The sequence below is a fragment of the Paenibacillus rubinfantis genome (assembly GCF_001486505.1).
GTDB classification, from domain to species: Bacteria; Bacillota; Bacilli; order Paenibacillales; family Paenibacillaceae; genus Fontibacillus; species Fontibacillus rubinfantis.
On record NZ_LN909062.1, the window covers coordinates 168275 to 194415 of the forward strand.

27 protein-coding genes are annotated in these 26141 nt (G+C 47.2%); 4 read left to right on the forward strand and 23 right to left on the reverse strand.

Annotated elements, in window-relative coordinates; genetic code table 11:
- Positions 1-308: 308 nt before the first annotated feature.
- The 5 genes from BN3277_RS25440 to BN3277_RS04190 all read right to left on the reverse strand — a co-directional run bounded on the left by BN3277_RS25440 (position 309) and on the right by BN3277_RS04190 (position 3745).
- Positions 309-485, reverse strand: a complete 177-nt coding sequence (locus tag BN3277_RS25440; protein ID WP_157688681.1) for a hypothetical protein — start codon at positions 483-485, stop codon at positions 309-311.
- Positions 486-489: 4 nt separating this feature from the next.
- Complete coding sequence (locus tag BN3277_RS04170; protein WP_059041036.1) at positions 490-1119, reverse strand: GNAT family N-acetyltransferase; 630 nt, start codon at positions 1117-1119, stop codon at positions 490-492.
- A 349-nt stretch (positions 1120-1468) separates the two neighbouring features.
- Positions 1469-1996 (reverse strand): hypothetical protein, encoded by a 528-nt coding sequence (locus tag BN3277_RS04180; protein ID WP_059041038.1) that lies wholly within the window; start codon positions 1994-1996, stop codon positions 1469-1471.
- 88 nt (positions 1997-2084) lie between these two features.
- Positions 2085-2780: a class I SAM-dependent methyltransferase gene (locus tag BN3277_RS04185; protein WP_059041039.1), complete on the reverse strand. Its 696-nt coding sequence runs from the start codon at positions 2778-2780 to the stop codon at positions 2085-2087.
- A gap of 338 nt (positions 2781-3118) precedes the next feature.
- Complete coding sequence (locus BN3277_RS04190; protein WP_059041040.1) at positions 3119-3745, reverse strand: TetR/AcrR family transcriptional regulator; 627 nt, start codon at positions 3743-3745, stop codon at positions 3119-3121.
- 122 nt (positions 3746-3867) lie between these two features.
- On the opposite strand from BN3277_RS04190, the gene BN3277_RS04195 reads away from it, so the two are divergent.
- On the forward strand, positions 3868-4563 hold the full coding sequence (locus tag BN3277_RS04195) for an SDR family NAD(P)-dependent oxidoreductase (protein ID WP_059041041.1): 696 nt from the start codon (positions 3868-3870) through the stop codon (positions 4561-4563).
- Positions 4564-5033: 470 nt separating this feature from the next.
- On the opposite strand, the gene BN3277_RS04200 is transcribed toward BN3277_RS04195, so the two are convergent.
- The 8 genes from BN3277_RS04200 to fba form a co-directional block, all read right to left on the reverse strand.
- Positions 5034-5996: a carbohydrate kinase family protein gene (locus BN3277_RS04200; RefSeq protein WP_059041042.1), complete on the reverse strand. Its 963-nt coding sequence runs from the start codon at positions 5994-5996 to the stop codon at positions 5034-5036.
- The gene (gene melA / locus BN3277_RS04205; protein WP_059041043.1) at positions 5996-7297 is read right to left on the reverse strand and encodes an alpha-galactosidase; all 1302 of its coding nucleotides are present in this window, start codon (positions 7295-7297) and stop codon (positions 5996-5998) included. Before melA ends, BN3277_RS04200 begins: the two co-directional genes overlap by 1 nt.
- Before the next feature lie 14 nt (positions 7298-7311).
- Positions 7312-8136, reverse strand: a complete 825-nt coding sequence (locus tag BN3277_RS04210; RefSeq protein WP_187380029.1) for a carbohydrate ABC transporter permease — start codon at positions 8134-8136, stop codon at positions 7312-7314.
- 15 nt (positions 8137-8151) lie between these two features.
- Positions 8152-9087, reverse strand: a complete 936-nt coding sequence (locus tag BN3277_RS04215; RefSeq protein ID WP_059041044.1) for a carbohydrate ABC transporter permease — start codon at positions 9085-9087, stop codon at positions 8152-8154.
- Positions 9088-9099: 12 nt separating this feature from the next.
- A complete protein-coding gene (locus BN3277_RS04220) occupies positions 9100-10395 on the reverse strand; it encodes an ABC transporter substrate-binding protein (RefSeq protein WP_059041045.1) in 1296 nt (431 codons plus the stop codon).
- A gap of 70 nt (positions 10396-10465) precedes the next feature.
- A complete protein-coding gene (locus tag BN3277_RS04225; RefSeq protein WP_059041046.1) occupies positions 10466-11266 on the reverse strand; it encodes a DeoR/GlpR family DNA-binding transcription regulator in 801 nt (266 codons plus the stop codon).
- 247 nt (positions 11267-11513) lie between these two features.
- The gene (locus BN3277_RS04230; RefSeq protein WP_082691306.1) at positions 11514-12443 is read right to left on the reverse strand and encodes a 1-phosphofructokinase family hexose kinase; all 930 of its coding nucleotides are present in this window, start codon (positions 12441-12443) and stop codon (positions 11514-11516) included.
- Positions 12440-13306, reverse strand: coding sequence for a class II fructose-1,6-bisphosphate aldolase (gene fba, locus BN3277_RS04235; protein ID WP_059041047.1), 867 nt, complete (start codon positions 13304-13306; stop codon positions 12440-12442). The genes BN3277_RS04230 and fba overlap by 4 nt, the downstream gene beginning before the upstream one ends.
- 448 nt (positions 13307-13754) lie before the next feature.
- Here fba and BN3277_RS04240 point away from each other — a divergent pair, with 448 nt between their 5' ends.
- The gene (locus BN3277_RS04240; protein ID WP_059041048.1) at positions 13755-14798 is read left to right on the forward strand and encodes an SIS domain-containing protein; all 1044 of its coding nucleotides are present in this window, start codon (positions 13755-13757) and stop codon (positions 14796-14798) included.
- A 130-nt stretch (positions 14799-14928) separates the two neighbouring features.
- On the opposite strand, the gene BN3277_RS04245 is transcribed toward BN3277_RS04240, so the two are convergent.
- From BN3277_RS04245 to BN3277_RS04255, 3 genes are read right to left on the reverse strand one after another with little or no spacing between them, the layout of a single operon-like run.
- Positions 14929-15945 carry a Gfo/Idh/MocA family protein gene (locus tag BN3277_RS04245; RefSeq protein ID WP_059041049.1) on the reverse strand — a complete coding sequence of 339 codons (1017 nt, stop codon included), beginning with the start codon at positions 15943-15945 and terminating at the stop codon, positions 14929-14931.
- A complete protein-coding gene (locus tag BN3277_RS04250) occupies positions 15939-16796 on the reverse strand; it encodes a sugar phosphate isomerase/epimerase family protein (protein WP_059041050.1) in 858 nt (285 codons plus the stop codon). Before BN3277_RS04250 ends, BN3277_RS04245 begins: the two co-directional genes overlap by 7 nt.
- Positions 16797-16836: 40 nt before the next feature.
- Complete coding sequence (locus tag BN3277_RS04255; protein ID WP_232436326.1) at positions 16837-17397, reverse strand: carbohydrate-binding family 9-like protein; 561 nt, start codon at positions 17395-17397, stop codon at positions 16837-16839.
- Between the two features lie 258 nt (positions 17398-17655).
- Between BN3277_RS04255 and BN3277_RS04260 the strand changes: the two genes are divergently transcribed.
- Positions 17656-18567, forward strand: coding sequence for an AraC family transcriptional regulator (locus BN3277_RS04260; protein WP_059041051.1), 912 nt, complete (start codon positions 17656-17658; stop codon positions 18565-18567).
- 14 nt (positions 18568-18581) lie between these two features.
- On the opposite strand, the gene BN3277_RS04265 is transcribed toward BN3277_RS04260, so the two are convergent.
- From BN3277_RS04265 to BN3277_RS04295, 7 genes are all read right to left on the reverse strand, one after another.
- Positions 18582-19610, reverse strand: a complete 1029-nt coding sequence (locus tag BN3277_RS04265) for a LacI family DNA-binding transcriptional regulator (protein WP_059041052.1) — start codon at positions 19608-19610, stop codon at positions 18582-18584.
- A 229-nt stretch (positions 19611-19839) separates the two neighbouring features.
- Positions 19840-21201 (reverse strand): ABC transporter substrate-binding protein, encoded by a 1362-nt coding sequence (locus tag BN3277_RS04270; protein WP_059041053.1) that lies wholly within the window; start codon positions 21199-21201, stop codon positions 19840-19842.
- Positions 21202-21258: 57 nt separating this feature from the next.
- Entirely contained in the window at positions 21259-22104 is an 846-nt protein-coding gene (locus tag BN3277_RS04275; protein WP_059041054.1) for a carbohydrate ABC transporter permease, read from the reverse strand.
- Positions 22105-22115: 11 nt separating this feature from the next.
- On the reverse strand, positions 22116-23006 hold the full coding sequence (locus BN3277_RS04280) for a carbohydrate ABC transporter permease (RefSeq protein ID WP_059041055.1): 891 nt from the start codon (positions 23004-23006) through the stop codon (positions 22116-22118).
- Positions 23006-24118 (reverse strand): Gfo/Idh/MocA family protein, encoded by a 1113-nt coding sequence (locus BN3277_RS04285; RefSeq protein ID WP_059041056.1) that lies wholly within the window; start codon positions 24116-24118, stop codon positions 23006-23008. Before BN3277_RS04285 ends, BN3277_RS04280 begins: the two co-directional genes overlap by 1 nt.
- Positions 24119-24547: 429 nt before the next feature.
- Positions 24548-25021 (reverse strand): hypothetical protein, encoded by a 474-nt coding sequence (locus BN3277_RS04290; RefSeq protein ID WP_059041057.1) that lies wholly within the window; start codon positions 25019-25021, stop codon positions 24548-24550.
- Between the two features lie 60 nt (positions 25022-25081).
- Positions 25082-25765 (reverse strand): hypothetical protein, encoded by a 684-nt coding sequence (locus tag BN3277_RS04295; RefSeq protein WP_059041058.1) that lies wholly within the window; start codon positions 25763-25765, stop codon positions 25082-25084.
- Positions 25766-25864: 99 nt separating this feature from the next.
- Here BN3277_RS04295 and BN3277_RS26205 point away from each other — a divergent pair, with 99 nt between their 5' ends.
- Positions 25865-25948, forward strand: a complete 84-nt coding sequence (locus BN3277_RS26205) for a putative holin-like toxin (protein ID WP_222860912.1) — start codon at positions 25865-25867, stop codon at positions 25946-25948.
- The last annotated feature ends 193 nt before the right edge of the window (positions 25949-26141 follow it).

Sequence of the window (26141 nt, forward strand, 5' to 3'; positions counted from 1 at the left end):
TATCGTTATTGGACCAATTCGACTCCCCATAAACTTCATAAGCTAATCTCCTGATTAGTTCTCCTACTTCTTTGGGGAAGCAATAAAATAAGTGTTTTAAATCTGTATTTCTTTGCCCAAAGTGGATTATTCTTTTGTAGTTTGATTTAAGTAGTTCTGCATAATCGTATTCTTTGATAAAACAATAATAATCCCCATAAGAGTAGATCCATCTATAATGACATCTACCTAAATCTATACATATATCTCCTTCCTTTATAGAGGGAAGCACATGACTCATCTCCTAATATTAATGAGTTACGTCACAGTTAGTATTTCTTACTATTCATTATCTCTTCTACTTTTTGATTCAGCTCATCTAGCGATTTTTGAAGATTTTCCATTTTTCGGAGTCCAACATTCTGACCTCCTATCATTCCAGCTAAACCAAGAACCAATATGAGGATGATAAAAAAAGACATGGCTCCATATCCTTTCAAATTCATATTCTCAAAACTTCTTCCTCATAATAGCAACATCTCCTTGCTCCGCCACTTTCATGAACCCGCATCTTTCAAACAGCCGAACCGGACCAAAGAAATCGAAAGTTTCACGTTGGTTACGCAGTTGAGGATAGCCCTCAACCGCATCAAAGCCTTTTGCCTTCGCATCTTCACACACATAAGTTAACAAAGCAGAGGCAATACCTTTACCGCGATAATTCGGAGCAATCTCAAAACATAATACAGATATAATGCTCTCATCGGGACTTGTTTTAGACGCATTGCGAATCGCTTCACCGATGCCTAGAGTCGAATAACTTTCCTTGTTATTAGCATTACACCAACCGATGGATACTCCATTTTCATATGCCAAGTAACCCTGTAAATCGCCGGCCAAAATTTGCTTTTCCGCAATTTCACGAAGCTTCAACCTGAAATCGGGTATGTCGCGAGGCATAACTCCAGGGTTCGCCTCAATGAACTTAAATAGTTCAGTTTTCTCCTGTTCTTGAGTCATTTGAGGGCGGCAACAGAAGCACGGCTGCATTGGAGAATTGTCAGTAAATGCGCGATAATCGAAAAAGTCAAAGAAATCTTCAACCCGAGCAGGAATAAGAGGTTTGATTTCAAGATTCAATAGGGTTATCCTCCTGATTCATATTGTATAAAAAAGCACCCGAATCATTAATATTCATCAATAGAACTATTTCCTTGATTCTGATAAGTAAAGATTTTCATATGAATCCTATTGGAACCGACTTCTAAATAGTTGTATTGGCTTAACTCTTCATTCGTTTGAATTTTTTGATCCGCATATTCGGCTATCCAATTGCCCTTCAACATTTCCGCTTTGTCTTGTGAGCATCCGGTTAGAACGGAAATCAATAGTAATAGTGAGAAGAAAATTCTTTTATTCATATTCCACCACTATTAAACTACATATGCTTGTTATATGTGTTGCCTTCATAATTCACTCTCCTACATCCTTACCGTGTCGAAAGCGACTCTACGGTTTCAAAGATTCTAATGTAAACATTCTTAATATTTGCCTCATTTAATTTATCGTTGTATAACCCATATCCCCAACTTCGAAATTGTTCCCCTTCTTGAAAATAACCCGTAACATGCATATCAGATAAAACATCTGGAGCTTCCTCATAAGACAATTCTTCCTGCGTAAAAGGTATATAAGATTTCTTAGACTCTATAAAAAAGAAGGGAATCCCTGAAGTTTTATATGCTCTTGCATATTTTCGATCCGCTGCTTCAGATAGATTCTCCTTAGTTATGAATACAGCATCATAATCTAAGGGAGACTGCAATTCCATTAATCGATTGAATGTAATTTTTTCAAAGTTCACATTGTTCCCCCTTACTTCTGGAGGTTCTCCTATAACACCAATGATTAATGGTTTTCCCTTGTAATCACGCGGTTCAATAGTATCATCTTTACAACCAGTTAATACACCAAACAAAAGTGATATTACGAATATGATTTTGGAGAGTTTGTTCAATGATCATACACCCTTTCGAAACCATGGAGAGCCAGTAACACAGCGTGAATGTTATGTTACCATATGTCATATGACACCTTTAAAATAACTACAGATGTTTCCACCATATCCCTGCGCACTCCGGAACAGTGGCCCATTGGTTATTTTCTATTTTCTTTGCAAGTTCCTCACCAAAGAAGAACTGAGTATGTGCACTTGCCTCTTCCACACTGTTAAAATCATAATCCATTCGGATCCAGCGATGATTAAACCTATACTTATTACTGAGAGCCGAATAATAAGACGTTAAGAAATTCGGTGGGTTCGGAAGCTCCGTTCCAGTTCCCATCGTTTCAAAAATTATAATTGTTCCGTCACTTCGGAGAACACGCTCAAGTTCAGACATAATTGTTTCTAGATTTGCTTCCCAATTCTCATTGTTCGTATTAGCCAAATAACAAATACTCCAACCGGATACAACCAAATCAATTGTTGAATCAGGAATAGGTAAATTTCGATGATCTGCTTCAATCGTTGACCATAATTGAGGTAAGCCCTGTTGCTTCAATTTGTCATTCAGTAACTGTAGCATCGATGATGATTGATCTGTGCAAATCAATGATTTTGCTTCTTTAGCAATAAAAGAAGAGAGTCTTCCTGAACCAGCACCTAGATCAAGAACATCTAGATTTTTATAAGGTCTTACCTCGTTCACAATACCAGCTAGTTCTGGCTGTTTACTAATCATAAATTCATAGGCATCCGCCTGATTTAAATAAATTTCATTATGAGAAGCCAATGTCATTCCTCCAGTTCTAATTTTTACTCTTGCAGTCTCTTTCTTAGATTGTTTATTCCACCAGAATTTCTCTTCTATGTATAACCACTCATCGTGAACTGATTTGAATCTGTGATAAGCAATAAGTTCTCCTTATTTAGCACATGCTACTCCTCCAATTCAAATTTGAACTTCACCTAAAGGTCTTGTATTCACGAAACAACCCAGCCTTAGATAGCTTCTATCTTAGGCTGGGTCACTGGTGTCTGAAAGCTTCCTCCATAATTATACATCTAGATAACCAAGGGGCGATAGCCGATGTGTCAATACTTGCATTGTGAAGTGACCCAGCAACTCCCCCATCATTATAAAGGTTTCCCCTCATCCTTTTTGCATGAATTCCATCCGCTGATAAGCATTTTGGCTGCAACGGCTGAACGTTTGGTAATCTGTTCCTTTGTCAAATTCAGCTGGGAAAAATACCCTTCATGGAACATATCTGCAAATCCCTGAACGAGAGCAAGCAGCGCCTCCATAAGCTCGAGCAGTTCATTCCAAGTCGCTTCAGGAACGGCTTCCTGCGTTAACGTAAAAAGAAACTGGATCATCTCGCGACTTCGTTCATGGAATGCGGCTAGCTGGGATTCTCTGGCTGCGGCAAATAATTGAAAACTGACATTATGTTCAAGTGCATACTGCACATAGGCGCCTGCAACAGAAGCCACACGCTCAATTCGATCATGACCTGCTTCGGTTGCTGCAGACCGCATTCTCGATGTGAGTTCCGTTAGAAAAACGATCCCGGTTTCCGCAAGCAAACTTTCTCGATTCGGGAAATGACGATAAGGGGCACTAATAGCAACTCCAGCTTTTTTGGCGACTTTGGCCACGGAAAAGCCTTGAATGCCATGTTCTGAGATCATTTCAAGCGAGGTTCGAATCAGCGTTTCTTTTAAGTTTCCATGATGATAATTTCGCTTGCCATTCTGCATGTTTTACATCCCCTTTTTCAACATTATATCACAACAACATAACATGTGATAGACGTATCACATTCGTTGTGCTATTATGTGATAGAGCTATCACATCACATCAAAATAAGGAGTTGGTTGAATTGACAGTTACTTTAATTACAGGCGGAAACAAAGGTCTGGGCTTCGAAACCGCACGACGATTGATCGCATATGGTCACGTTGTGTATATTGGTGCTCGCAGTGTAGAACGCGGCAAAGAATCCGCTGACAAGCTTGGCGCAAAATTTGTACGGCTTGATGTGACCGATCAGGCATCTATACATGAAGCAGTCGCCGAAATGAAGCAAAATGAGGGACATTTGGATGTGCTTATCAATAATGCGGGAATAACAAGGGGGCTCCAGGGCACGCTTGATGTAGTTGCAGATGATTTCCGCACCGTTTATGACACCAATGTCTTCGGGATTGTTCGTGTGACACAAGCCTTTCTTCCCTTGCTACACAAATCAACATCGCCTGTTATCGTTAATGTCAGCAGTGGATTAGGTTCCTTTGCTCAGGTAACGAATCCTGAAAAGATTGAATCCCGGGTAAACGATTTGATTTACTCCTCATCCAAAGCCGCAGTTACGATGCTGACTGTGCAATATGCCAAGGCTTTACCCGAGATCCGTATTAATGCCGCAGATCCCGGCCCGACAGCAACCGACCTCAATGGACATCGCGGCTACCAAACCGTTAGTGAGGGTACCGATGTGATTGTGAAGCTTGCAACTCTTGACGGTAATGGACCTACAGGTACTTTTATGGACCGGAATGGAATAGTTCCTTGGTAAATAATCATGAGTAGCTTTATTTGCGGCAATACTCCTGATGCTCTTTAACCCAGGGGATCACGATCCTGTTCCCAGTTTGCGGTGCTTTGCGCCTGGCAAGATTTCATGTTGAGAGCGAAGTAAAGCGATCCTATGTTGGATTACCGATTCCCGTCATTAGATTATTGGCCGCCTCTCTTCTGTTATCCCTGCTCATGGTCAGTTCGATCCGTTACCCGGGCTTTAGAAATTTCACCCCCTCCCGCAGGACGATTTGGGTTGTTCTTCTTAGTATATTGATACTAGCAGGGAGAGGGTATTTACTCGAGAAACCATTATATATAATCTTGTTTGCTCCACTTTTTGGGTATGTAGCGTATGGCTTAATGATTCACTTTCACTTGGTGCACGGGTTATCCGATAATAGGAAAAATAAATAGCCTTGGGAGTAATGGTTCATCACGCTCCCAAGGCCACCGAACATCAATATATCAAACTTGTCTCGTTTGTATTTTAGTTACTGTTTCAATGGTAGGCAAGCTCCCTGTACCGCCGATTCCTAATGTGGATACCGCCCCGCAGGCATTGGCAAAGCGCAGCAGCGCCTCGCCGCTCAACCCAAGCAGATAACCATAGATTATTCCGGCATTGAAGCAATCCCCTGCCCCCGTTGTATCTATCGGAGTCACTTTGTAGGAAGCAGCCCAGTTCACAGTGCCGTCTAATTCACGCAGCGACGCGCCTCGGGAGCCTTGTTTGACCGCTACCCTTCCCGCTACGGGGGGCAGACCAGATACAAGCACGTGCCCCACCTGATCAGCGGGAAAAATTTGCAGCAACTCCTCCTCGCTAGGAATAAATAAATCCGTCGCCGCCAGCAAAGCGCTAATTCCATCACGATCCCACTGATTGGCGACATCCCAACCCGTATCAAAGGAGGTGCTGACCCCATCCGCGCGGAGCCGTTTAAACAGCTCCAGCCAATGCGGCCTCATGCCATCCTGCAAATAGTAGGAGCCAAAGTGCAGATGGCGGGCCTCCCGCAACAACTCGGTTGGAATATATTCGGGTATAAGCCGCGGGATACTCCCAGCGTAGGTCAGCAATCCGCGGTCAGCAGGGGTAGAGAAAGACATCGTCACCCCGGTCTTGACCCCTGGAAGCCGGGTCACATGCTCGGTGTTCACGCCCATACGCTCCAGCTCATCCGTACAGAACCGTCCAAAGTCGTCATTGCCTACAACGCTGACAAACCGCACGTCCGCTCCTAGACTAGCCAACGCACAGGCCGTAATCGCGGAGGAGGAGCCGAGCACCACCTCAAAGCCTTCTACCAGCTTCTCCCGGTTCCATTCCGGCATCACATCACTGCCGGACACAATGATATCTACATTAAGCTCGCCCGCGACAACGATAAGAGGCCGAGACTCCAACGAAAACGCTGGGGGCCGCATTATTTCAGCACCGGAACAAAGCCCTGTTCCGCCTCATATAACTCTTCAAACATCCGGCTGATTTCTTCCAGTGAGCATACCGCAGCCGTCAACGGATCAACCATCAATGCATGGCGGGCCATTTCCTTGTCACCGTGCAGCACCGCCTCCACAGCCAGGTCAAAGAAGGCCATGTTGGAGCGGCACAGGGCCGCCAAATGCTCAGGAAGTTTGCCAAAGCGGGTTGGCTGGATCCCCTTGCGATCCACCAGACAAGCAACCTCAACTACCCCCTCCGGCGACAGGTTCTCAATCAGTCCACGGTTTGGAACGTTGCCGTAGATGACCTTCGGTTCGTTCTTTAATACCGCTTCGATGATAACCGCCGCATATTCATTGCTGGACTGCAGCTGAAGCGGCAGAGTCCCCTCTAGCTGGCCGACGATCTCCTCATCATTCTCTTTACGCCAAATCGGCCAATTGTCTGCATAGAAGCCTGTAGCCCCATTATAGCCCGTGTTGCAATGTGCATCGATCAACGACTGACGCTTGCGGTAATAAGGAATGTACTCGGAGAAATGCCCGCTCGATTCTGAGACGAAGGCGCCCAGATATTTCATGGCATCGAAGCGTACCGGATCCTGCCGCAGCAGTTCGGGGTCTTTGATCTTCTCTAACAGAACCGGATACAAATCCTGTCCGTTGTGGCTCAGCTCCACAAACCAGGACATATGGTTGATCCCTCCGGCTCTCCAGTGCATCTCTTCATAAGGAATACCGGCATATTCCGCCAATTGGGCTGACGAATTTTGAATCGAGTGGCAAAGTCCGACCACCGGAAGTTGAGTGATACGGGAGGTCAGAAGCGTCACGGCTGACATCGGATTGGTGTAGTTGAGGATTATGCCATCCGGGCACAATTCTTCAACATCCCGCACGATTTCGATCCAACTTGGAAGTGTACGCAATGTCTTGAACAGCCCGCCAGGGCCTAGCGTATCCCCAATACATTGATTAACTCCATACTTCAATGGAATTTCATACTCATAACGAACGGTCTCCAGCCCGCCAACCTCAATCTGGTTGATGATGAATCTGGAGCCGCCAATGACCTTCCGGCGATCTGTAGAGGCAATAACTTTCCAGCTCTTGCCTGTCATTTCCACGACCTTGAGCACGAGCTTACGCGCTAACTCAAGCCGCCGTTCATCGATATCGACTAGAGCAATCGTCCCTCCATCCAGGCCGTCGATCATCAGAATATCCATTGCAATGTCTCTAGTAAAGCCACTACCAGCTCCGATAATAGAAATTTTCGTCATATCTCTACACACCCCTATTTCATGCCTGTCATTGTCAGGCCTTTGATAAATTGCTTTTGGAAGATCAGGAACACAATAATAACCGGTACGGTAATCAGAACCGCCGCAGACATAACAACGTTGTAATTAACCATATGAGTCCCATTAAAATAAACCAAAGCGAGCGGAACGGTCATCTTGCTTTCATCATTTAACACGATCAGCGGCCATAGATAATTGTTCCAGGAATTCATGAACGTAAATATCCCCAAGGCCGACAGCATCGGCAGAATGAGCGGAGTAACAATACGCAGCATGAGTCCGAATTCGCTAGCTCCATCCATTCGGGCCGCTTCCAACAACTCCTGCGGAATTTCTTCAATATATTGCTTCGCAAGGAATACACCGTAGGAGCTGACCAAGTTCGGCAAAACAATCGCCATCAAATGGTTGACAAGTCCCAACTCCGCCGTAATCAGATAGGTTGGAATCATAATGACTTGGAACGGAATCATCATCGTCGCCAGTATTAAAATGAACACTAGCTTTTTTCCCTTGAATTGATGCTTGGCAAAGATATAACCGGTCAGTGAGCTCGTAAACAAGGTTGCTACAGTAATAATGACCGAGGTGATCAAGCTGTTAAATAACCACGTTACAAAGGGAGCGTCACGGAAGACCGTTTGGTACCCCTCCAGACTCGGTTCGCTAGGTATCAGGCCACCCGTTCCCGATATAATTTCCATGTTGCTCTTTAACGAAGACAGAACCATCCAGGCGTAAGGCAGCAACATAATACCGGCTGCTACAGCCAGCACGAATATAACCACACCGTCCCACGGGCTACGTCTATGCAGCATAGGCTTCTCCCCCTCTCAATGTTCCCACTGGGTACGTCCCCATCTCAATTGCAGCACCGTGATCAGCAAGATGATCATTAGGAACACAGTTGCCATCGCCGAAGCGTAGCCCATATTGGAGCTTGAAAATGCCTGATCGTAAATGTGCAGCGCCAGCACCCGCGTTTCGTTGAACGGCTCGCCTTTCGTCATAATCTGGAATTGAGGGAAGGCCTGGAAATAAGAAACGACAGTGGTCACAGAGACAAACAGCAAGGTTCTGCGCAGCAAAGGCAACGTAATCTGGAAAAAGATACGCCATCGGCCCGCCCCCTCCAGCCGCGCCGCTTCATAGTACATATCCGGAATCGAGTCCAAGCCGGCAATAAACAGCACAATGTTGTATCCAATATCAGCCCACAACGTCATCAGAATGACGGAATATAGCGCATACTGCGGGTCGGCTAGCCATTGGATCGGTGTCATATGCAGCTTGGTCAAGATGATATTGAACAGGCCGTTGTTGTAATTGAACATCGTACTCCATACGATGGCTGTTCCCGCGAGCGGCGCAATCGTCGGCAGAAAAAATAATGTCCGAAACAGGTTTTTGAGCCAGGGAATCCTAACCCGTTGAATGGCTGAGGCGATGAACAGCGTGAGGATGATGTTCACCAGCACGGTGATCGCTACGAATCGGAACGTAACCCACAGCGACTTCAAGAAAACGGCATCATTCATCATACGGAGATAATTCTCGGCACCTACAAATAGCGCCTTAGAGCCAAGCGGGTCATATTGGTATACGGACAAACCCAGACTCCAGATAATGGGGAGGAAGGCAAATACCCCGAACAGGAGCAGAATCGGCACCAGTGAAATGGTGATAAACCTCCGCTTAGCTCGTAGCCCCGCCGCCTTTCCGGCCAGTTTAACCTTATCCGTTTTGTTGGAAGGTACAGCAACACTCATACGCGGGGCCCCCTATCGCTTATGTTGATCCTGGTTATCGTTAATGGCCTGCTCAATTTTTGCCAGTCCTTCCTTAACACTTAGTCGTCCCGTAACCATCAATTGGAAGTGATCGTTAACCTGCTTGAAGAAATAATCCCTGTCTGCCACAGGACCGATCCATTGACCAAGCGATAGCACCTCCAGAGGGGTTTTCATGTAGGGATTATTCTTCAGATATTCCGGGTCCTCGGCAATTTCCTTCTTGGCTGGCACCGTAAACGTCTCGGTATTCCACGATTCCAGATTTTCCTTCTCCGAAAAGAACCGGATAAAATCGAGAGCCGCCTCCTGTTGCTTGCTTTGCTTTGCCACAGTCAGGCCCCAGCCGGACTCAGCCGCGAAAGAAGGGGGGTTATCGGTAAAGGATGGCACCGGTACATACTCGAAATCGTTAACCTTGTAATTGTTCAATCCCGCTGCTATCGTCCACGGACCACGGTAGGTCATGGCCGAATTCCCGCGGAAGAAGTAATCCGATGTATCCAGCTCCCCTCCAAAGGTGGTCAGATCGGCAACTTGATCGTCTGCAATTAAAGACACGAGGGCCGACATCGCCTTCTCTGCCTCCGAAGTGCTGAAATTCACATGCTCGTTCTCACCCCAGAAGCTCGCGTTCTGCTGAAGAATCAGCGACAGAAAGGTGAAGGTGATATTATCCGATGATACGAAGTCGAAGCCCTTCACTTGCAATGCATTTCCGTTTTTCACCGTCAGCTTCTTGGCGTACTCTACCAGCTCTGTCCAGGTTGACGGCGGCTGATCGTACCCCTGCTCCTTCAGCATTTGCGGATGGATCAGCATGCCGCCATTTTCAATGTTGTATTCCAGCGGGAGTCCATAAAGCTTGCCGTCCCGCAAATAACCGCCAAGCGGCGCCTCATAATACGCTTGCTTCACCGTTTCGCTATCTGGAATTTCAACCAGCAGATCGTTTCGGGAATAGTTTGGAACCCAGGTCCCAAACATCTCGGCCACATCCGGTGGAGTCGCGGCAGAGAATGAAGCCTTCAACTTTTGATTGTAAACATCGTATGGAAAGGTCTGATACTCGATCGTGGTCTCGGGGTGGAGGGCCTCATATTTGGAGATTATTTCTTTGTATGCGTTTACAATTTGGTCTTCCTGATGACTCCACAAGACCAGCTTGACCTTACCTTGCGCATTTGCGTTGGTATCGTCGCCTGACTTGGATGAGCCCGTACAGCCCGTTGCGACGAATACCATGCAAACTACCGCAAGCATCAGCATAAATTTAGGAATCCTCATTCGTATATCCCCCTAGTCTCCTGCATATTAGTCAGCTTTTGAAGAGGAGGTTGCCTGAGAATGGTGCGATTTACACAGAAGTGGTGTGGTCTGAAGGTGTATATATTGCGATCTGGTTCTCCTGGCACGCTTGCTCAAACCAACCTTCCGGCTGTTTATTCATAATTACCCCCGTTACCTGATTTAAGGGAGTAATGGTAAATAAAGCGCTCTTCTCCAGCTTACTTTGATCGATTACCGCATACACTTCGCTGGAGCGTTCCATCATTAATTGGGCGATGCGTGCCTCCAACTCGGAATGCATGGTAAAGCCATGATTCATCGATACTCCGTCCACGCCGAGGAACATCTTGGTGATATTGATCTTCTCAATGACGTTCTCTGCCAGCGGACCGATAAGCTCATAACTTTTGGCGCGCATGACGCCGCCAATGACAACAACCTGGATATCTTCCGCATCCGCCAACTCAAAGGCGATATTGACGGCATTAGTGACAATCGTAATGTTGCGTCGGCTTTTTAATGCCTTAGCAATAAAATACGTCGTGGTTCCCCCGGTCAGGCAGATTACGTCACCCTCTTGTACTAGAGCCTGCGCAGCCTCGGCAATCCGTTCCTTATCCAGCCGTTTGAAGTCACGTTTTGCAGCAAAAGGTAATTCCGCCGCTGATGGGATCAGAGCACCTTCGTAAATGGCTCCTCCTGTCGTGCGGATAATTCCGCCCGCCTTCTCCAGCATATCAAGGTCTCGCCGTGCCGTTGCCTCCGAGCAGCCAATCACCTCTATAATTTCCTGCAGCGATATTTTCCCGTGCGCTTTAATCAATTCCAATGTTTTCGCTCTGCGCAGTTCACCCTTTGAATATTGCATAGTTCTCTCCTTTTGAATGCCAGTTCAAAAAGTCAGGTTTTTAGCTCTGTGAAGATGACGCTCCAAGTTTAAATTCGTTTGCAGAAAGATGACTTTTCGAACAATCTCTTTGATTAACCGGGCCTGTAAGCCCAATCATGCTAACTCTATTGTGGAGGATGAAAGGATAGATTGCAATACGCCGAAATGAACCTGAAGTTGCATGAAAAACGTGCCACCCGCTTGCGCTGGAGCTGCCATAATCCTTCTATAAAGCGATAACCTCTACTTGTCGCTCATATTCCTGGTAGAGCCCGATGTCGATATCTCCTGCTTTGATAGACATCGCATTGGCTGCCGCCGCGGCTGCGGCGATTCGCAGTTTGTCGGCCGGCGATTTTCCACACTCCTCTGCGTAAGCCATGCCGGCAACAAAGGCGTCTCCACATCCCACGGTATTAACGGGCTGAATCCTTGGCGGTCTCACGAAATAAGCAGCCCCCTCCAACACGGCAATAGCCCCCCGGCTGCCCAGCGTAACGCATACAGCGGAGATTCCCTGATCCGCTAGCTGCCGAGCCCCCTGTATCCATTCGTTCCGTTCCTTCGGCTCATGTCCTAGCCATTGGGCCAATTCCTGCTCATTAGGCTTAACGAAATGGGGCAGGGCAGTTATTCCTTCGCGAAGGGCAGCACTGCTAGTATCCAGAAATACCTTCGCCCCCGATGAGCGGATCATACCGATCAGATCGGCATACAGATTCACTTCTGCTCCTGCTGGCAAGCTGCCGGACAGTACAACTACACTGGACTTGCCTGACAACTCACCTACCTGTTCCCGGATGGCTTCGGCCTCTACCTTTGTTATAGCCGGTCCTTGGCCCAACAACTCGGTCGAGCTCCCGCGGGCTTCATCCACAATATTGAGACAAACCCGTGATTCCCCAGGCATTTTCACAAAGGCAGTATGAATCCCCCGTTCGTTCAGGCAATGTTCAATAAAAGCGCCGTTGCTTCCGGCAATCATCCCGGTAGCCGTAACCTCGCCCCCGAGCTGCCGGATCACCTTGGCCACGTTATTGCCTTTGCCGCCTGGCTCGTCGAATTGCCTAGCAATCCGGTGCACCTGTCCTACATGCAACCGGTCCACATAGCAGGTGCGATCGATGGCCGCATGCAGCGTAACTGTGGTGATCATCGCAGGATGCTAGCTTTACCTGGGCACCCGCAAAGCCGCATTTTCTCCATCGCCAGTTGCTTGACCGCTTCCTTCGCAGGAACCATGTATTTACGGGGATCATTCTCTTCGGGATGACCGGTAAATACATCCTTGATCGCATCAGAGAAGGCGATACGTAGCTCGGTCGCGATGTTTACCTTGGCCATGCCGAGTGCAACCGCCTGATGAATCTGTTCTGCCGGAACGCCCGATCCACCATGCAGCACCAGAGGAACAGACACGGCGTCCGCAATACGTTTGATCCGATCAAAGTCAATGTTCGGACGGCCTTTATAAATCCCGTGGGCGGTTCCGATGGCCGGTGCAAGCGTTGGTACGCCTGTGAGTTCAACGAACCTTGCGCATTCCTCGGGATCAGCCAAGGAAGCATGATGTTCGTCCACAACAATATTGTCCTCAACACCTCCAACCTTTCCCAATTCCGCCTCTACGTTAACGCCGGAAGCCCGGGCAATCTCCATTACCTTGCATGTTCGCTCCACGTTTTCTTCAAATGGGAACATGGAGGCATCGATCATCACGGAAGTATAACCCGCGCGAATACATTGAATGATGGTTGGAAAATCAGTGCAGTGATCCAGGTGTAATGCGATCGGCAGGTTAGTACGATCCGCCGCAGTTTTGGCTGCATGCGCAATATAGTCTGGACCAAGATGCTTGACGGTGCCTACCGTCGATTGAATGATGAGTGGGGATTCCAGTTCAACCGCGGCCTCAACAACCGCCTGGAGCATCTCCAGGGTATGTACGTTGAAGGCGGCGACCGCAAATTTACCTCTGCGTGCGACTTGAAGCATTTCTGTTGACGAGATAAGTGCCATTGTCTTGTTCCTCCTTGAAAGGTCTAACCGTGCGCCAGGAGATGCAGGCTAATATCCTTCGCGTTACGCAATGTTGGATATTTGATACTAACTTATCCCTTCGTCTCTTGGCGGGTCAGCCGACTGGCCGTGGTCTAAAGTGGGCCTCCCTCCTTTCAATGTCGGGGGTGCAGGCAGATTCCATGTTTCAGAACCCCGCCACCACTCACAGTTAAGTTTGAACATGGGATTACATAGATAGAATGAAGAATATTACAACTGCGCTTATATGATTATAATAGTCGTTATTTTTGATTAAATCAATCATTTTTTTCGAAAAAATCGCTTAAATCGCTCGTAGAACCCCTTTGTTTTTTCATATTCTGAATATTTTGATTGATTTTTTGATCGAAATGGTTATAAGATTGACATAAAGCGTCAATTAATCATTTTGAAGGAGGTACCTGTTATGAGCTTGACGTATAGTGAAATCAAAAGCCAATACAAAGCCCTGCAGAAGACTTACGATTATATGATGTCAAAGCGTGCCGAATTTACTGCCTTTGTTCAAAAACAAGAGATAAAGAGCGTCACCTTTGTTGGCTCCGGCTCCAGCTACTGTTTGAGCGAGTCTGCCGCTTTCTCTTTTCGATTACGTGCCGGCCTCCCTGCTCTCTCCCTAGCAGCCGGAGATCTGATGCTAAATACCGATCGCTACCGGCCAATGCTGACGGACACCCTGGTGATCGCCCCTTCACGTTCCGGCAGCACAAGTGAGGTAGTTGAAGCGCTGCGCCTAATTCAATCCAACGAGCACATTCCCGTGCTGGCAATCTCCTGTGTGGAGCAATCGCCGTTATCCCAGACGGCGGACTTCTCCTTGGAGTTACCGTGGGCCTTCGACCAAAGCGTCTGCCAAACCCGCACAGTTACCAATTTGTATGCTGTCAATCTGCTGCTTGCCGCTTTTCTAGCTGGTGATGAGGTCCTGATCGCCGACATGAAGACAGCGATTCTTCAAGGGGAGTCCTATATGGCCCGTGTCGAAGAAGGCATCCGCCAAGTCACAGATTTCGCTTGGACCAATGCGGTTGTGTTAGCAGATGGAGAACTACAGGGGTTAGCGTCCGAGGGAGCTATTGCTTTGACTGAAATTGCCAAGACGCAGGCCCACGCCTATCATCTTCTTGATGTTCGTCACGGTCCGATGGTCACGGTTGGCCCGGATACGCTTGTAATCGCGGCACTGTCCGACAACGGCACGGCCCATCAGCGCAATCTGATGCGCGACATTAAGGAGCGCGGGGCGAAGGTGATTGCATTTGCGGACCGGGCTGAGGTGATGCCGCAGGATATCGTGGATCTCACCATCATGACAGACTGTCCGCTGGATGCTGCAGTGCGCGGTATTCCATTCATTTTCATTCCGCAAATAGCCGCACTATCCAATGCCGAGCGCCACGGCATCAACCCAGATCAGCCCGACGGACTTATGGCATGGGTGAAGCTGTAATTCGGACAGTCCAACCCAACGTTGTCTAGCGAATGCGCCTTGCTTAAATGAAATCGGAACAAAAAAACTGCAGCCCCAATAGTTAGGTGATACCTAACCATTGGGGCTGCAGTTCATAATTCTATTAAGGTTATGCCTTCAGGCTCACCCAGGCGCCGCCGGCATTCGCCGACTCCCATTCCGCCTCGATCAGCGCCACCGAATCGGCTGCACTTTCCGGCGTGCATATCATAATCGGTTTGTCTTGAATAATCGCCCCGATGAAATACTTCAGCTCCCGATAATAGCCGTCATCCGCAGGCAACTCCGCCTTAAAACCCGGCTGGTCGTTAGGATTTACGGTGACGAAGCTCCCGTCGAATACGATGTTCCCCCGTTCGAAGTTGACCCGGTAACCCATATAAAAACCAAAATCACCCTCCAGCGTCCAGTCTACCTGGGAATTGATCACCTTGCCGTCCGCATAACCGTAATGCGTAGATGCGATATCGTATCCGCTGCCCGGGATGACATTACGCCCGATCGTCGATACTTTCTCCGGAGCTCCAAACAACCACAGAACCATATCGGAATCGTGAATATGCATATCCAGCAGCGCTGCGCCGCTCAATTCCTCCGTGAGAAACCAATTTTGGGGCGCACCCGAACCGCGGTAGAAATAGCCGGCCGTCGGCTGACCGAAACGGTCCTCCTCAATCACTTCTTTGAGGTATTCATAACCCGGCCAAAAGCGCAGGCACTGCCCAATCATCAGCTTTTTACCATACTTCTTCGCGGTTTCGGCCATTCGGCGGGCATCGGCGGAGTAGCGGGCCATCGGCTTTTCGCAGAATACGTGATACCCGCGTTCCAGAAGCGAGCAGGCCATCTCCGCATGCAGGTAGGTGGGAATGGCAAGGTCGATCATGTCTAGCTGTTCCGCGGCGAGCATTTTCTCTAAATGATCATACAGCCGGTAGGCAGACAAATCATAGATCTCCTGCCCCGTTGACATATTACCGTTTGCTTTGCTGTCCTTCAATTCGTCGATAATCAGATCGCAGATGGCTACAAGTTCAATCGGCTCCCCTTCAGCCATCAAACGAACATAATTGTCAAAATGCATCCGCCCCATAAACCCAAAACCGACTAGTCCAACTTTCAGCATCGCCCTGCTCCTCCTCTTCCTAAAATCGCATCCATCGCCGCCGAGGTATTAAAGATAATCTGTTCGGAATGATGTTCATAATGCGGGATCATTTCAGCCGTGACATAATTGGTATAACCTACCTCGTGCAACGCGGCCACAACGGCCGGATAATCGACGTTCCCCGCCAAGAGGTCTACGAATCCATGTAGCCCGCCGGCTTCGCGGCGATAATCCTTGAAGTGCACCTTCTTAATGCGCGAACCCAATATACGAACCCAATGCTCGGGGTAACCCGCATAGAGCACATTGCCTATATCCAAATATGAACCGACATAAGGCGAATGAATGGCATCCAGGAAACCGCGCATTTCCAAAGGCGACAACAGGAATTTGTTCCACACATTCTCAATACCGATGGAAACGCCCGCCTTCTCCGCTTCCGCTGACAGTTTGCTGATCGCCTCCAAAGCCCGATCATACGCCTTGTCGTACGGCACTACCTCGGATCCAGGAATAAAATCCACCCCGACCGCCCCCGGGATCACCAGAATCGCATCGACTCCGAGAGCTGCCGCCAGTTCCAATTGCTTTTTGCAGATATCGGCCGCTTTGGTCCGATTTGACTCCTCATTGCTGGTCATAGAATAGGTCCAATACAAGCCAGTGGCCAGACCGGCTATTTCCAGACCTGCATCTTCCACAACCCGGCGGATTTGGCCGGCCTCTTTGTCCGTCGTCTGCAAACCAAGCTCACCGTCTTCATTCAGGGACAGTTCAATCCCTTCAAACCCCGCCGCTTTTGCCAGTCGTGCGCTTTCCGCAATGGTTGTCCCTTCGCGGAAGGACCAAATGTTAATCCCCTTCTTCATTGCCGTTCCTCCCCATTTCTTATGAAAATGTTTTCCTTGCTCAGACAAAGAGCAGCCGACCGAATCTCGAAGGCAAATGATAATTGACCTCTCTAGTCGGCCCCCATGCCTGATATTCTCTGGTTCCCTCCGGTTGTTCATCAATCCGGTAAAAATTCACGCGCCACTCCATTCCAACCTGCGGCTTCCGGGTAAACGTTTCCAACGGAAAACGCAATTCATAGACGCGCATAGCAGAACTCTCAATAAATACGCGGGTTTCCAGCAGCTCCATGTCCCAGGACACATCCGCGCAGACGGCTCCATCCTTCTCTCTCTTAATCCGGGCATCGAACACCACATTATACGGACTAAGCTCCACTTCAAGATAACGGTGGCCGTCGCCCTCTTCATCGATGAACACTTCCACCACGTCCTGTTCATAAAGCGGATCGTCTCTTTTTTCAAAAACGGAGACGACATAATGATCCGTACATCGGAACTGTACGTACCAAGCCGAACTCGACCAACAAGCGCGAACCTCGGTTGGTTCACGAACTGATTGCCCCGTTACCGTGTCCACAAGCTGTATGGGAGAAATCCGATCCCATGGAAGCTTCACTCCCGCTTCCTCAGTTGCAGTGAGTCTCTCACAGCGGTAAACCCTCGTATCCTCACCCGTTTGGATATGCGCGGCAACCACCTCCAATTTGCATTTTTCCGTTGAAGTGATACTATGAATTTATTAGTGTTATCTTCTATTACAACCTTATTATATTAACTTTGATGACCTTTTTATTTAGCGGATAAAGTTATTTTTTATCTTATTCCGTGTTCTTCTTTCGTTTTATCGCATTCTGAAAACAAGGAGTTTCTTCTGATGAGCGAGGATCGTTGTTTATCACCAAAAACGAGAAGCGCCCCCTTCACGACATGGTCGCCAAACATCCATTACGCCCAATTCCAAACGCTCCCGCCATGCCGGTTTCCCGTAAGGAGGTTATACGACTTCGAACTGATCTATGTCATTCATGGGGAAATGGCCACGACGATGAACGGGCAGCGCTATTTGCTATCGGCTGGCCAACTCATTTTTCTGCCATCCGGGGTCTACCATCAAAACGAGATTGTCTCTGAGCCCGATGCCAAGCTAATGGGAATTCACTTTGATTTTTTTGGTGAGGTTACGATTCAAAAGGAGGAAGATCTGTTGGCTCCCGAAAAAGAAATTGTTTGGGATAAACTCGCCGCGGAGCCGTTGATCGAAACCGATCGAGGGTTAACTTTTTCCAGCAATCCCGTCTATTCTCCGTCTGTGGAATGCGTACAGACGATGGAACAGCTCATCCATGAATTCGCCAGACGTTCTCTTGGATATGAGCTGGTTTGCAAGGGATTGATGTTGGAGATCCTGGCGCAATTACTGCGTTCCCAAATGGCTCGTCGGATCACCGGTGTCTCGGAACACGGAGAACGCATCAAACGTTTGGCCGAGCAAATGGACGCCGCCCCCGCGGAGGACTGGTCCAACCGACGGGTTGCTGCCGAGCTGCGGATGAGTGTAGATCATGCCGCTAAGCTGTTCCGGCGGATCATTGGTGTGCCTCCAGGGGAGTTCCTGCGTACCGTCCGGCATCGTGAAGCATGCCGGTTGCTTCGCGATACGGACTGGACGATTGAAGAGGTGGGAGCTCATATAGGGTATTCCGATATTCATTACTTCAGCCGATTATTTCACGCTAATGAGGGGATATCGCCACGCGCTTACCGGAAACTTTCCCGTATTCTCTAAACGCGCGGCTCCCTTCATTCGCTACTTCCGCCCGAGGAGCGGCGAAGCAGCATTTTGTACGGAATGGTTAGATTCACCGGAATGTCATACCGGTTATCCAGGTAATCAAGCAGCAGCTTCACTGCAAACATCCCCATTTCCAGTTTAGGAACATGGATCGTTGATAAAGGAGGCGAGGTAAATTCGGATATTTCAATATTGTCCACGCCAAAGATCGCAATATCCTCGGGAATTCTCAATCCCCACTCGGTGGCTGCCCTCATAGCGGCAATGGCCATCATATCGCTGGCTGCAAAAATAGCGGTCGGCGTATGACTATTCCGCTCGAAGGCTTGCTTCGTCAACTCATAGCTCAAGGAAACATCCCATTTTACATCGATCACCCAATCTTCATCGATCGGCAATCCAGCTTCCTGCATCGCGCTTAGGTAACCGAGAAAACGCTTTTCGCTCCGGAAATGGCCATCCAGCTCCGCACCGCCGATATAAGCGATTCGCCGATAACCTTGGGCGATTAGATATTGCACTGCCTCCTTCGCCGCGGCCGCCCGATCATAGCTGACTACAGGGATCGTCTTGTCCGCCAGATCAATGCCTACGATAATACCAACGTTCTCTTTAAGCCATTGATACGCTTCTTGCTCAATCCGTTCGACGATCAACAAGCCGTCCAGACGGTGTTCCTTCACCAAAGCTTGCAGTTGCTGAAGATCGCCCTGCTTTTCAAGGCTGTACACGAACTCCAGACGCATGCCGGAAGCAGCTAGCTCTTTCTCAATCCCCTCCAAAATGATCGAAAAGTACGGATTGTTATATTTGTTCTGAGGCATCGCTACAACGCAACCGACGCGATACCCGTGTTTGGATGGATTCTTTTTTGCCTTTGCCGCTCGCTGTGAATTATAGCCGATTTTTTCAGCCGTTTCCCAAATTTTGCGTCGGGTTTCGTCACTCACCGAGCGATTCGCATCATTCTTCATTACCCTTGAAACCGTTGAGATTGACACTCCTACCTGATCAGCAATATCTTTTAATCTCGCCATTTTTCTTCTGTTCCTCTCTACAATCTCATTCCACTCAATAAGGATATTTTTCAATAGATTAACTCAAAAAAATAATAAAATTGCGGCAAATTTATTTTATATTTTCTTATCATGCTATGTCAACGTCATAATATTTAAAGAGTTGAAAAACGGGGTATCCCAAAGGTGGACTTAACCTCCGAGATATCCCCGTTACGCTTATCTATTCATGAACATATCACTTTTGTCGCTACTTCATTTGATTAGTGAGATCCTCAATCGCCGCTTGAAGATCGCCTTCGCCTGCCAGCGGAAGCTTTAGCGCTTGCTCGCCGTAAGTCCATATAAGATCGGTTTTCTTCACCGTAAACGGTGAAATGATGCCAAACTTCTGCGCGTCAAGGAAGATTTGATTCCCGTCGCCCGTGGTTTGCACATACGTATCGGCCGCTGCTTTGTTGGCAGGAAGCGCATAACCCTGCTTCGCCAGCGCAATTTGCCCCTCCGGTCCCGCTAACCAAGACAGTAATTGATAAGCCGCCTCTTCATGCTTCGTATTCGAACTGATCGCAACACCAGCAGGCTGCACTACCGTCTGTGTCGTTTTAAATTTCGGCAGATAAGTGATCCCGTAATCCGTACCCGCCTCTTTATAGTTCGTCGTATTCCAGTTGCCTCCCGGATTCATAGCAACTTTGCCTGTAGTAAGGGTCAGATTCACTTGGCCGCCAAGCCCCTCGATTTGGGCAGGGGTTGTGTTAATCTTCTTATTCTTCGTTAAATCGATAAACAACGCAAGCACCTCTTGCGCCTCCGGAGTATCCAGCGCTAGCGAGCCATCCTCATTAACGAGTTTGGCTCCATTCGACCACAGCTCCGGCTCAAGGAACCAGTCCATGGAAGAACCCGGTGAGATGGACATGCCCCATTGGACGATATTCTTGGCATCAAAACCATCCTCGTCGGCACTTTTGCCGTTCTTGTCGAGCGTCATTTTCGTCGCAATGTCGATGATCTCGTCCCAAGTTGGTTCAAGAGAGGGAACGGGCGCACCTTTAGGGTTTGTTTTGGGATCGTCAAACAAGGTTTTGTTGTAATACCAGACTATGACGTTGCCGTCGATCGGCAGTGATACCTGATTCTCTTTATATTTATGTAGTCCCAGCAAGCTATCATCGATATTGCTCAGGTCAAATGAACCCGCAGACAGCAGACCATCCAGCTCCTTATAGACACCGAGCTCAGCATACTTTTCAATGTAAGCATAGCTCGTTTTAAAGACATCGGGCAACGTGCCCCCAGCCGCATTAGCGGTAATTCCATCCCAGTAGCTTCCCCAATCCTTGCCTTCCAGCTTAACGGTAATGTTCGGGTTCGCCTCCATAAATTGATCAAGCAGCTCTTGCACGCGCTGCAGTTCCTCAGCCGTCCCCCATTGGGAATACGTGATCGTGACGGGCTCTCCCGCTTCTTTGCCCGCGGACTTCGAGGCATCGGTATTTGCTGTTGTTGCCGCTGGCTTATTCGCCTCTTGCGAGCAGGCAGTCAAAGCCAAAACCATTGTCAAGATGAGCAACCAGCTGCCACTCAACCATTTTTGCTTCGTTTTCACTCAAATTCCCCCTAACGGATAATATGAAAACAATCAAACACCTGAACTACAGCCGAATTACCCTTTGGTTCCGGTTAAAACCACCCCCTCTACGATGTAGCGTTGACCGAAGAAATAGAGCAGCCCGATCGGAACGATACTGATGAAGGCTCCGGCCGCAAGCGCCGGAAAGTCCTGGCTGGTCTGACCAATCAGCAACTGCAGTCCTACGCTTAGCGTAAACTTGATATTGTCCTTGATGTAAAGGAAGGGCCCGAGGAAATCAAGCCAGGAGTTGACGAAGGCTAAAATAATCGTGGTGATCACAATAGGTTTAGATAACGGCATGATTACCCGTGTATAGACCGTCCACCGGCTCCCGCCATCCAAATAAGTCGCTTCATCCAGTTCCAGAGGAATACTCAGGAAAAACTGACGGAACAAAAAAATGTAATATGCGCTTCCAAGCCATGCTGGAACAATAAGCGGTAACCAGGTATCCACCCACCCCAGTTTTGTATATAGCACATAAGATGGAATCATCATGATGGAAGGAGGGATCATCAAAGTAACAAGCACAATCGAGAACAACTTGTCTTTGTATTTCGTTGCAAAACGAGCAAATCCGTAAGCCACAATGGAACTAGAGAGGACAACCCCAACTACGACAAAAACAGAGATGATCAAGGAGTTCTCTATCCAGCGCCACATCAGTGGCTGCACGGCGAACAACCGTTCAAAAGACTCAAAAGTAAACTGTTCGGGGAAAATTGCGGGCGGTGCCTTATAGGTCTCAGCCTTGGTCTTCATCATGGTGGAGAGCAGCCATACCAGAGGGCCCGCAAACAACAACAGCGTTATGGAAAGCAGCAAATACTTGGATAAGACAACAGCCAATCTGCTTCTTTTTCGTCCATCATTCATTGGTGTCCCCCCTAATTCCCGGCTTCATTGTAAACGAACCGTTTGGATAATTTCATCAGCGTGGCGGTAACCAGAGAGATCAGCATAAACAAGAAGAGGGATTGCGCCATGGCCATACTGAACTTCAGATCGGTAAATGCGGATTTATAAATATTGTAGACGAAGGTGTAAGAGGCGTAGTTTGGCCCTCCTTTGGAGAGCAGTAAGGCTTCTGTGAACATCTGGAAGTTGTACATGGTTTGGATAATGACTACGAACAGAATGGACGAACTGATCATGGGAAGCGTGATCGAGAAAAATCGTCGAACCGCACTTGCTCCATCAATTTCAGCCGCTTCATGTAGATGCCGAGGAACATTTTTCAAGGCGGCCAAGAAGATCAGCACACCACTGCCGGAAATCCATACCTGGAGTAAGATAATGATTGGCTTAATGGTGTACTTTCCGCCAAGCCAATCGGTTTTCTCAGCTCCAAAGATGCCGAGCACCGCGTTCAAAATCCCGAATTCCGAATTGAACACAAGCCGCCAGATAATCACGGTCGCCACAATCGGCACCAGAGTGGGTAAGTAATAAAAAGTCCGATACAAGGCGATTCCTTTCACTTTAAGGTTTAACAGCATCGCCAGCACCAGCATTCCTGCTGTTACAACCGGAACCCCGATAATGACGAAATACATCGTGTTGAACAGGCTTTTACCGAAGATAGGACTCTTTAGCATCTCAGCAAAGTTGCCGAGGCCGATGAAGTTATAATCGACAGAACCGGGCAGTTTCGCATCCGTAAAGGCATAAAAGATCGAGGTGCCGAACGGAACCAGAAAAAAGACGGAAAATCCAATGATCCATGGCAAGATAAAAAGGAAAAAGGCCAAGTTGTCATATTTTCGCAATTTGCCCATCACGACACCTCTACATTTGTGAATTCACTTAGGTAAACATATCGCTCCTCTGTGATAGACTTCTCTGCGGCCAAAGCGATCAGCAAAGCATTTCTTCCAACCTCAGCGCTGGCAAAAGGCTGTCTGTTGCTGCGGATGCAATCAATGAAATCAATGCGTTGTGTCTGTCCACCGGTATGCCCCCCCATAATAGAGTCCGACGTAACATCGATGTCCAGATGGTCTCGGGTGTAATTTTCCCCACCGGCGATATCGATGGTTTTGTCGTTTCGCGCCACCAGCTGCGCGCCATTGCTACCAATCAGACCGATTTCAAGCCCGTCTCCCGTCAAATTTCTCGGCTTCAGATAGAGGCACAAGCCAAGATTAGCCTTGCTTCCGTTTGCGTATTCGACTGTAATAAAGGCGTGGTCCACGACGCTTGGATTCTCAATCGTTTTAGCGGGATAATGACTGTAGGAATTGGTAATGAGGTTAGGCTGCCCTCTCATGATCACGTGCTGACCGCCGGTAGCAAAAACCCGAACCGGGGCTGCCCCAATCATCCAGTTAAAAATATCAAAGTGATGGCAATCCTTCTCGACGATCGAGCCGCCTGACTTCGATTTATCATAAAACCACTCCGCGGGTGGAAAAGAATCACGGAATTCCTTACACCACATCATTTTCACCTCGCCAAGCCGTCCCTCCCCGATTTCATGCGCCATTCTGCGGTAAAGATTCGAGTAACGATAGACCAAACCAATCTGCAAGATCCTTTGGTGTTTCTTCGCCGCATCGATAATCGCATCGCAATCTTCTAACGTGTGGGCAATCGGCTTTTCAAGAAAAACATGCTTACCATCTTCAAGGAAGGCCACCGCGATTTCTCGGTGCATATAGTTGGGTACGCTAATGACGACGGCATCCAAATCTTCCTTCCCCAGAAGCTCCCGATAATCGCTACAGATGACCGGCTTGCTGTGTTGCAGTTCCTTGAGTGTCCGGGCTACGTTCCCTTCGTTCATATCGCATATGTATCGCACCTCGCAATCAGCCAGTTGATCAAACCCCATACAGTGATGCGACCCCATATCACCAACACCGATAAACCCCATTTTGATCTTTTCCATAGCAACGCCTCCTTCGGTTTTTTTGCCGCAAATAAATATTCATGTTTTCCGTATTTTCGCTTTGTTTTCGCTCCTTCATCTGTACTTTTCAAAATTACCAGACAGGCGGTTTTCTCGCTCCATATCAACTGCAACGTAGTTCACTGGCTCTTTGCGCAGACTCGTTCTTTTATCGCAGGAAAAGGCAGTGCCAGAACCTGCGCAAATTTAACGATAATATTCTTAATATTTGCGGCAAATATATGCTTTGTTAACTTAGATTATTGCACTTCCTTTGGGTTTGTCAATGTTTTTTTTGCTTTTTGGCTTATGTTTTTTGCACAAAAAAAGGCCGAGGCTCTATACCATAGAGCTTCAGCCGAGGCTTCATCAGATATCCAGGATCTATTCAGTTCTCAGCAGACTCTTTGAGATACTAATCGTTCGCTCTCATTCGTCTCCTTCTACTATACTTCTTGCAACAGCCTCCGCTTCTTCCATGTTCTCTGCCGGGCCTGAGATATAACCGTCGACGAGATTATACTTCACGTTGATCTCATCCAACTGCAACCATATTCGATGAAAATCAGTTGAGGTCATCACAGATCCGATCGTATTAAGCGTACCATTTTCTAGCTTTGTTAGTATTTCAAAATACTTATGATCTTCTTTTTTTAGTTTTATATCGTAGATCAAATCATTATCTACGATCATAGTTCCAATGAAGGTGTCCTTACCCAATAGATTTTTATGTTGATCTCCCCTAATCGCAATCGTAGTTGTTTTCTCATAATCAGATTCAACAGAGTAAGTAGTGCTAGGAAGAGTGAATTCGATATGTTTCGGATTACTATAGTCAACAATGAGATATATTATTGCAGCAAGGGCAATAAAACATGTTGCGATTATGCCTTTCCGTTTCACAAGATCACCTCGTTTCCTTATTAGAAGTAACCGCCTTCTTTGAGATAACTTTTGGATTCATTATTTATTAAATAACCGAAGTATTCCGAACCTAAATAAGTCTCTCCCAAGTGGGGTTATTGAATAATGAGTTCCATGTGGAGAAACTATTCCTGCGGATAAGAGCAAAGCTTCCTCTTCACTGTTTAATTTGTAAATATCTCTTTCCTCAGGTGGTTTACCAGCTTTCGATCCCCAATAACTATGGGATAACTCTTGATTACTTTTTAAGCTCATTTCATAAAGAGTACGATAGGATTGAGGATGTACTCTCTCTAAAACAATACAAAGTGAATAAAATTTATCCCAATCCATTGAACCATTTATATATTCCTTAAAGAGATTGGCCATAATTTTCGACTGATTAATATCGATATACCTTTCAATCATGATTGTGAGTATTTCAATTACGTTATCTCTATACTTTTTATCGTTATCTAATCTATTTTTAAATTTTATATACTTCTCAGGGTCGATGTCTCCATTGTGAAATTCCGATAAAAAATTCAAAAATTTTTTAACGAAAAATCTTTCCTTTACTGCTAATGTAATCTTTGTACCTGCAACAATAGTTTTAACAAAAGGTATTTCGGAAAGGACCCCATCTTCTGTAATACTGTCAATTCCGATGTTACTATAATCGATCGCAAGATCTATTGATGGTTCAACAAGTTCCTTCTTAACCAAATCGTTCAATTTTACCATTATGAATCCCCTTGTTTTATTTACATTCTCATATGAGGTTATTGTTTCAATAAACGCTATAAGGGCGGTCGGCTAATCTCCAAAAGGGAGGAGATGCCCATGGAGGTCAAAGATGCATTTTCCTTAAAGTTCATGTTCGGCATGTTCATTCTGGCATTGCTAACCTACATAAAAAAGAAATAGACCGCCCTGCCTAAGGAAACGGTCTATTCTGCGACCTGACTAGTGTGGCCGACTGCTCTTTATGCAGTTATTGTACTTTGGAGTCGTGTTTAGCGCAAACGGCTATCCTTACTTATTTTTACCTCAGTATAACTCATCTTATAACGCTTTTATAGATTTTTGTGTTTTTCTATATATAAAAGGCTTGTAATGT

Coding starts and splice junctions, on each gene's coding strand:
- BN3277_RS25440 (WP_157688681.1), bottom strand. CDS start 485: ATGAATTTGAAAGGATATGGAGCCATGTCTTTTTTTATCATCCTCATA.
- BN3277_RS04185 (WP_059041039.1), bottom strand. CDS start 2,780: ATGACATTGGCTTCTCATAATGAAATTTATTTAAATCAGGCGGATGCC.
- BN3277_RS04190 (WP_059041040.1), bottom strand. CDS start 3,745: ATGCAGAATGGCAAGCGAAATTATCATCATGGAAACTTAAAAGAAACG.
- BN3277_RS04200 (WP_059041042.1), bottom strand. CDS start 5,996: ATGCGGCCCCCAGCGTTTTCGTTGGAGTCTCGGCCTCTTATCGTTGTC.
- melA (WP_059041043.1), bottom strand. CDS start 7,297: ATGACGAAAATTTCTATTATCGGAGCTGGTAGTGGCTTTACTAGAGAC.
- BN3277_RS04210 (WP_187380029.1), bottom strand. CDS start 8,136: ATGCTGCATAGACGTAGCCCGTGGGACGGTGTGGTTATATTCGTGCTG.
- BN3277_RS04215 (WP_059041044.1), bottom strand. CDS start 9,087: ATGAGTGTTGCTGTACCTTCCAACAAAACGGATAAGGTTAAACTGGCC.
- BN3277_RS04220 (WP_059041045.1), bottom strand. CDS start 10,395: ATGAGGATTCCTAAATTTATGCTGATGCTTGCGGTAGTTTGCATGGTA.
- BN3277_RS04225 (WP_059041046.1), bottom strand. CDS start 11,266: ATGCAATATTCAAAGGGTGAACTGCGCAGAGCGAAAACATTGGAATTG.
- BN3277_RS04230 (WP_082691306.1), bottom strand. CDS start 12,443: ATGATCACCACAGTTACGCTGCATGCGGCCATCGATCGCACCTGCTAT.
- fba (WP_059041047.1), bottom strand. CDS start 13,306: ATGGCACTTATCTCGTCAACAGAAATGCTTCAAGTCGCACGCAGAGGT.
- BN3277_RS04240 (WP_059041048.1), top strand. CDS start 13,755: ATGAGCTTGACGTATAGTGAAATCAAAAGCCAATACAAAGCCCTGCAG.
- BN3277_RS04245 (WP_059041049.1), bottom strand. CDS start 15,945: ATGCTGAAAGTTGGACTAGTCGGTTTTGGGTTTATGGGGCGGATGCAT.
- BN3277_RS04250 (WP_059041050.1), bottom strand. CDS start 16,796: ATGAAGAAGGGGATTAACATTTGGTCCTTCCGCGAAGGGACAACCATT.
- BN3277_RS04260 (WP_059041051.1), top strand. CDS start 17,656: ATGAGCGAGGATCGTTGTTTATCACCAAAAACGAGAAGCGCCCCCTTC.
- BN3277_RS04265 (WP_059041052.1), bottom strand. CDS start 19,610: ATGGCGAGATTAAAAGATATTGCTGATCAGGTAGGAGTGTCAATCTCA.
- BN3277_RS04275 (WP_059041054.1), bottom strand. CDS start 22,104: ATGAATGATGGACGAAAAAGAAGCAGATTGGCTGTTGTCTTATCCAAG.
- BN3277_RS04280 (WP_059041055.1), bottom strand. CDS start 23,006: ATGGGCAAATTGCGAAAATATGACAACTTGGCCTTTTTCCTTTTTATC.
- BN3277_RS04285 (WP_059041056.1), bottom strand. CDS start 24,118: ATGGAAAAGATCAAAATGGGGTTTATCGGTGTTGGTGATATGGGGTCG.
- BN3277_RS04295 (WP_059041058.1), bottom strand. CDS start 25,765: ATGGTAAAATTGAACGATTTGGTTAAGAAGGAACTTGTTGAACCATCA.
- BN3277_RS26205 (WP_222860912.1), top strand. CDS start 25,865: ATGGAGGTCAAAGATGCATTTTCCTTAAAGTTCATGTTCGGCATGTTC.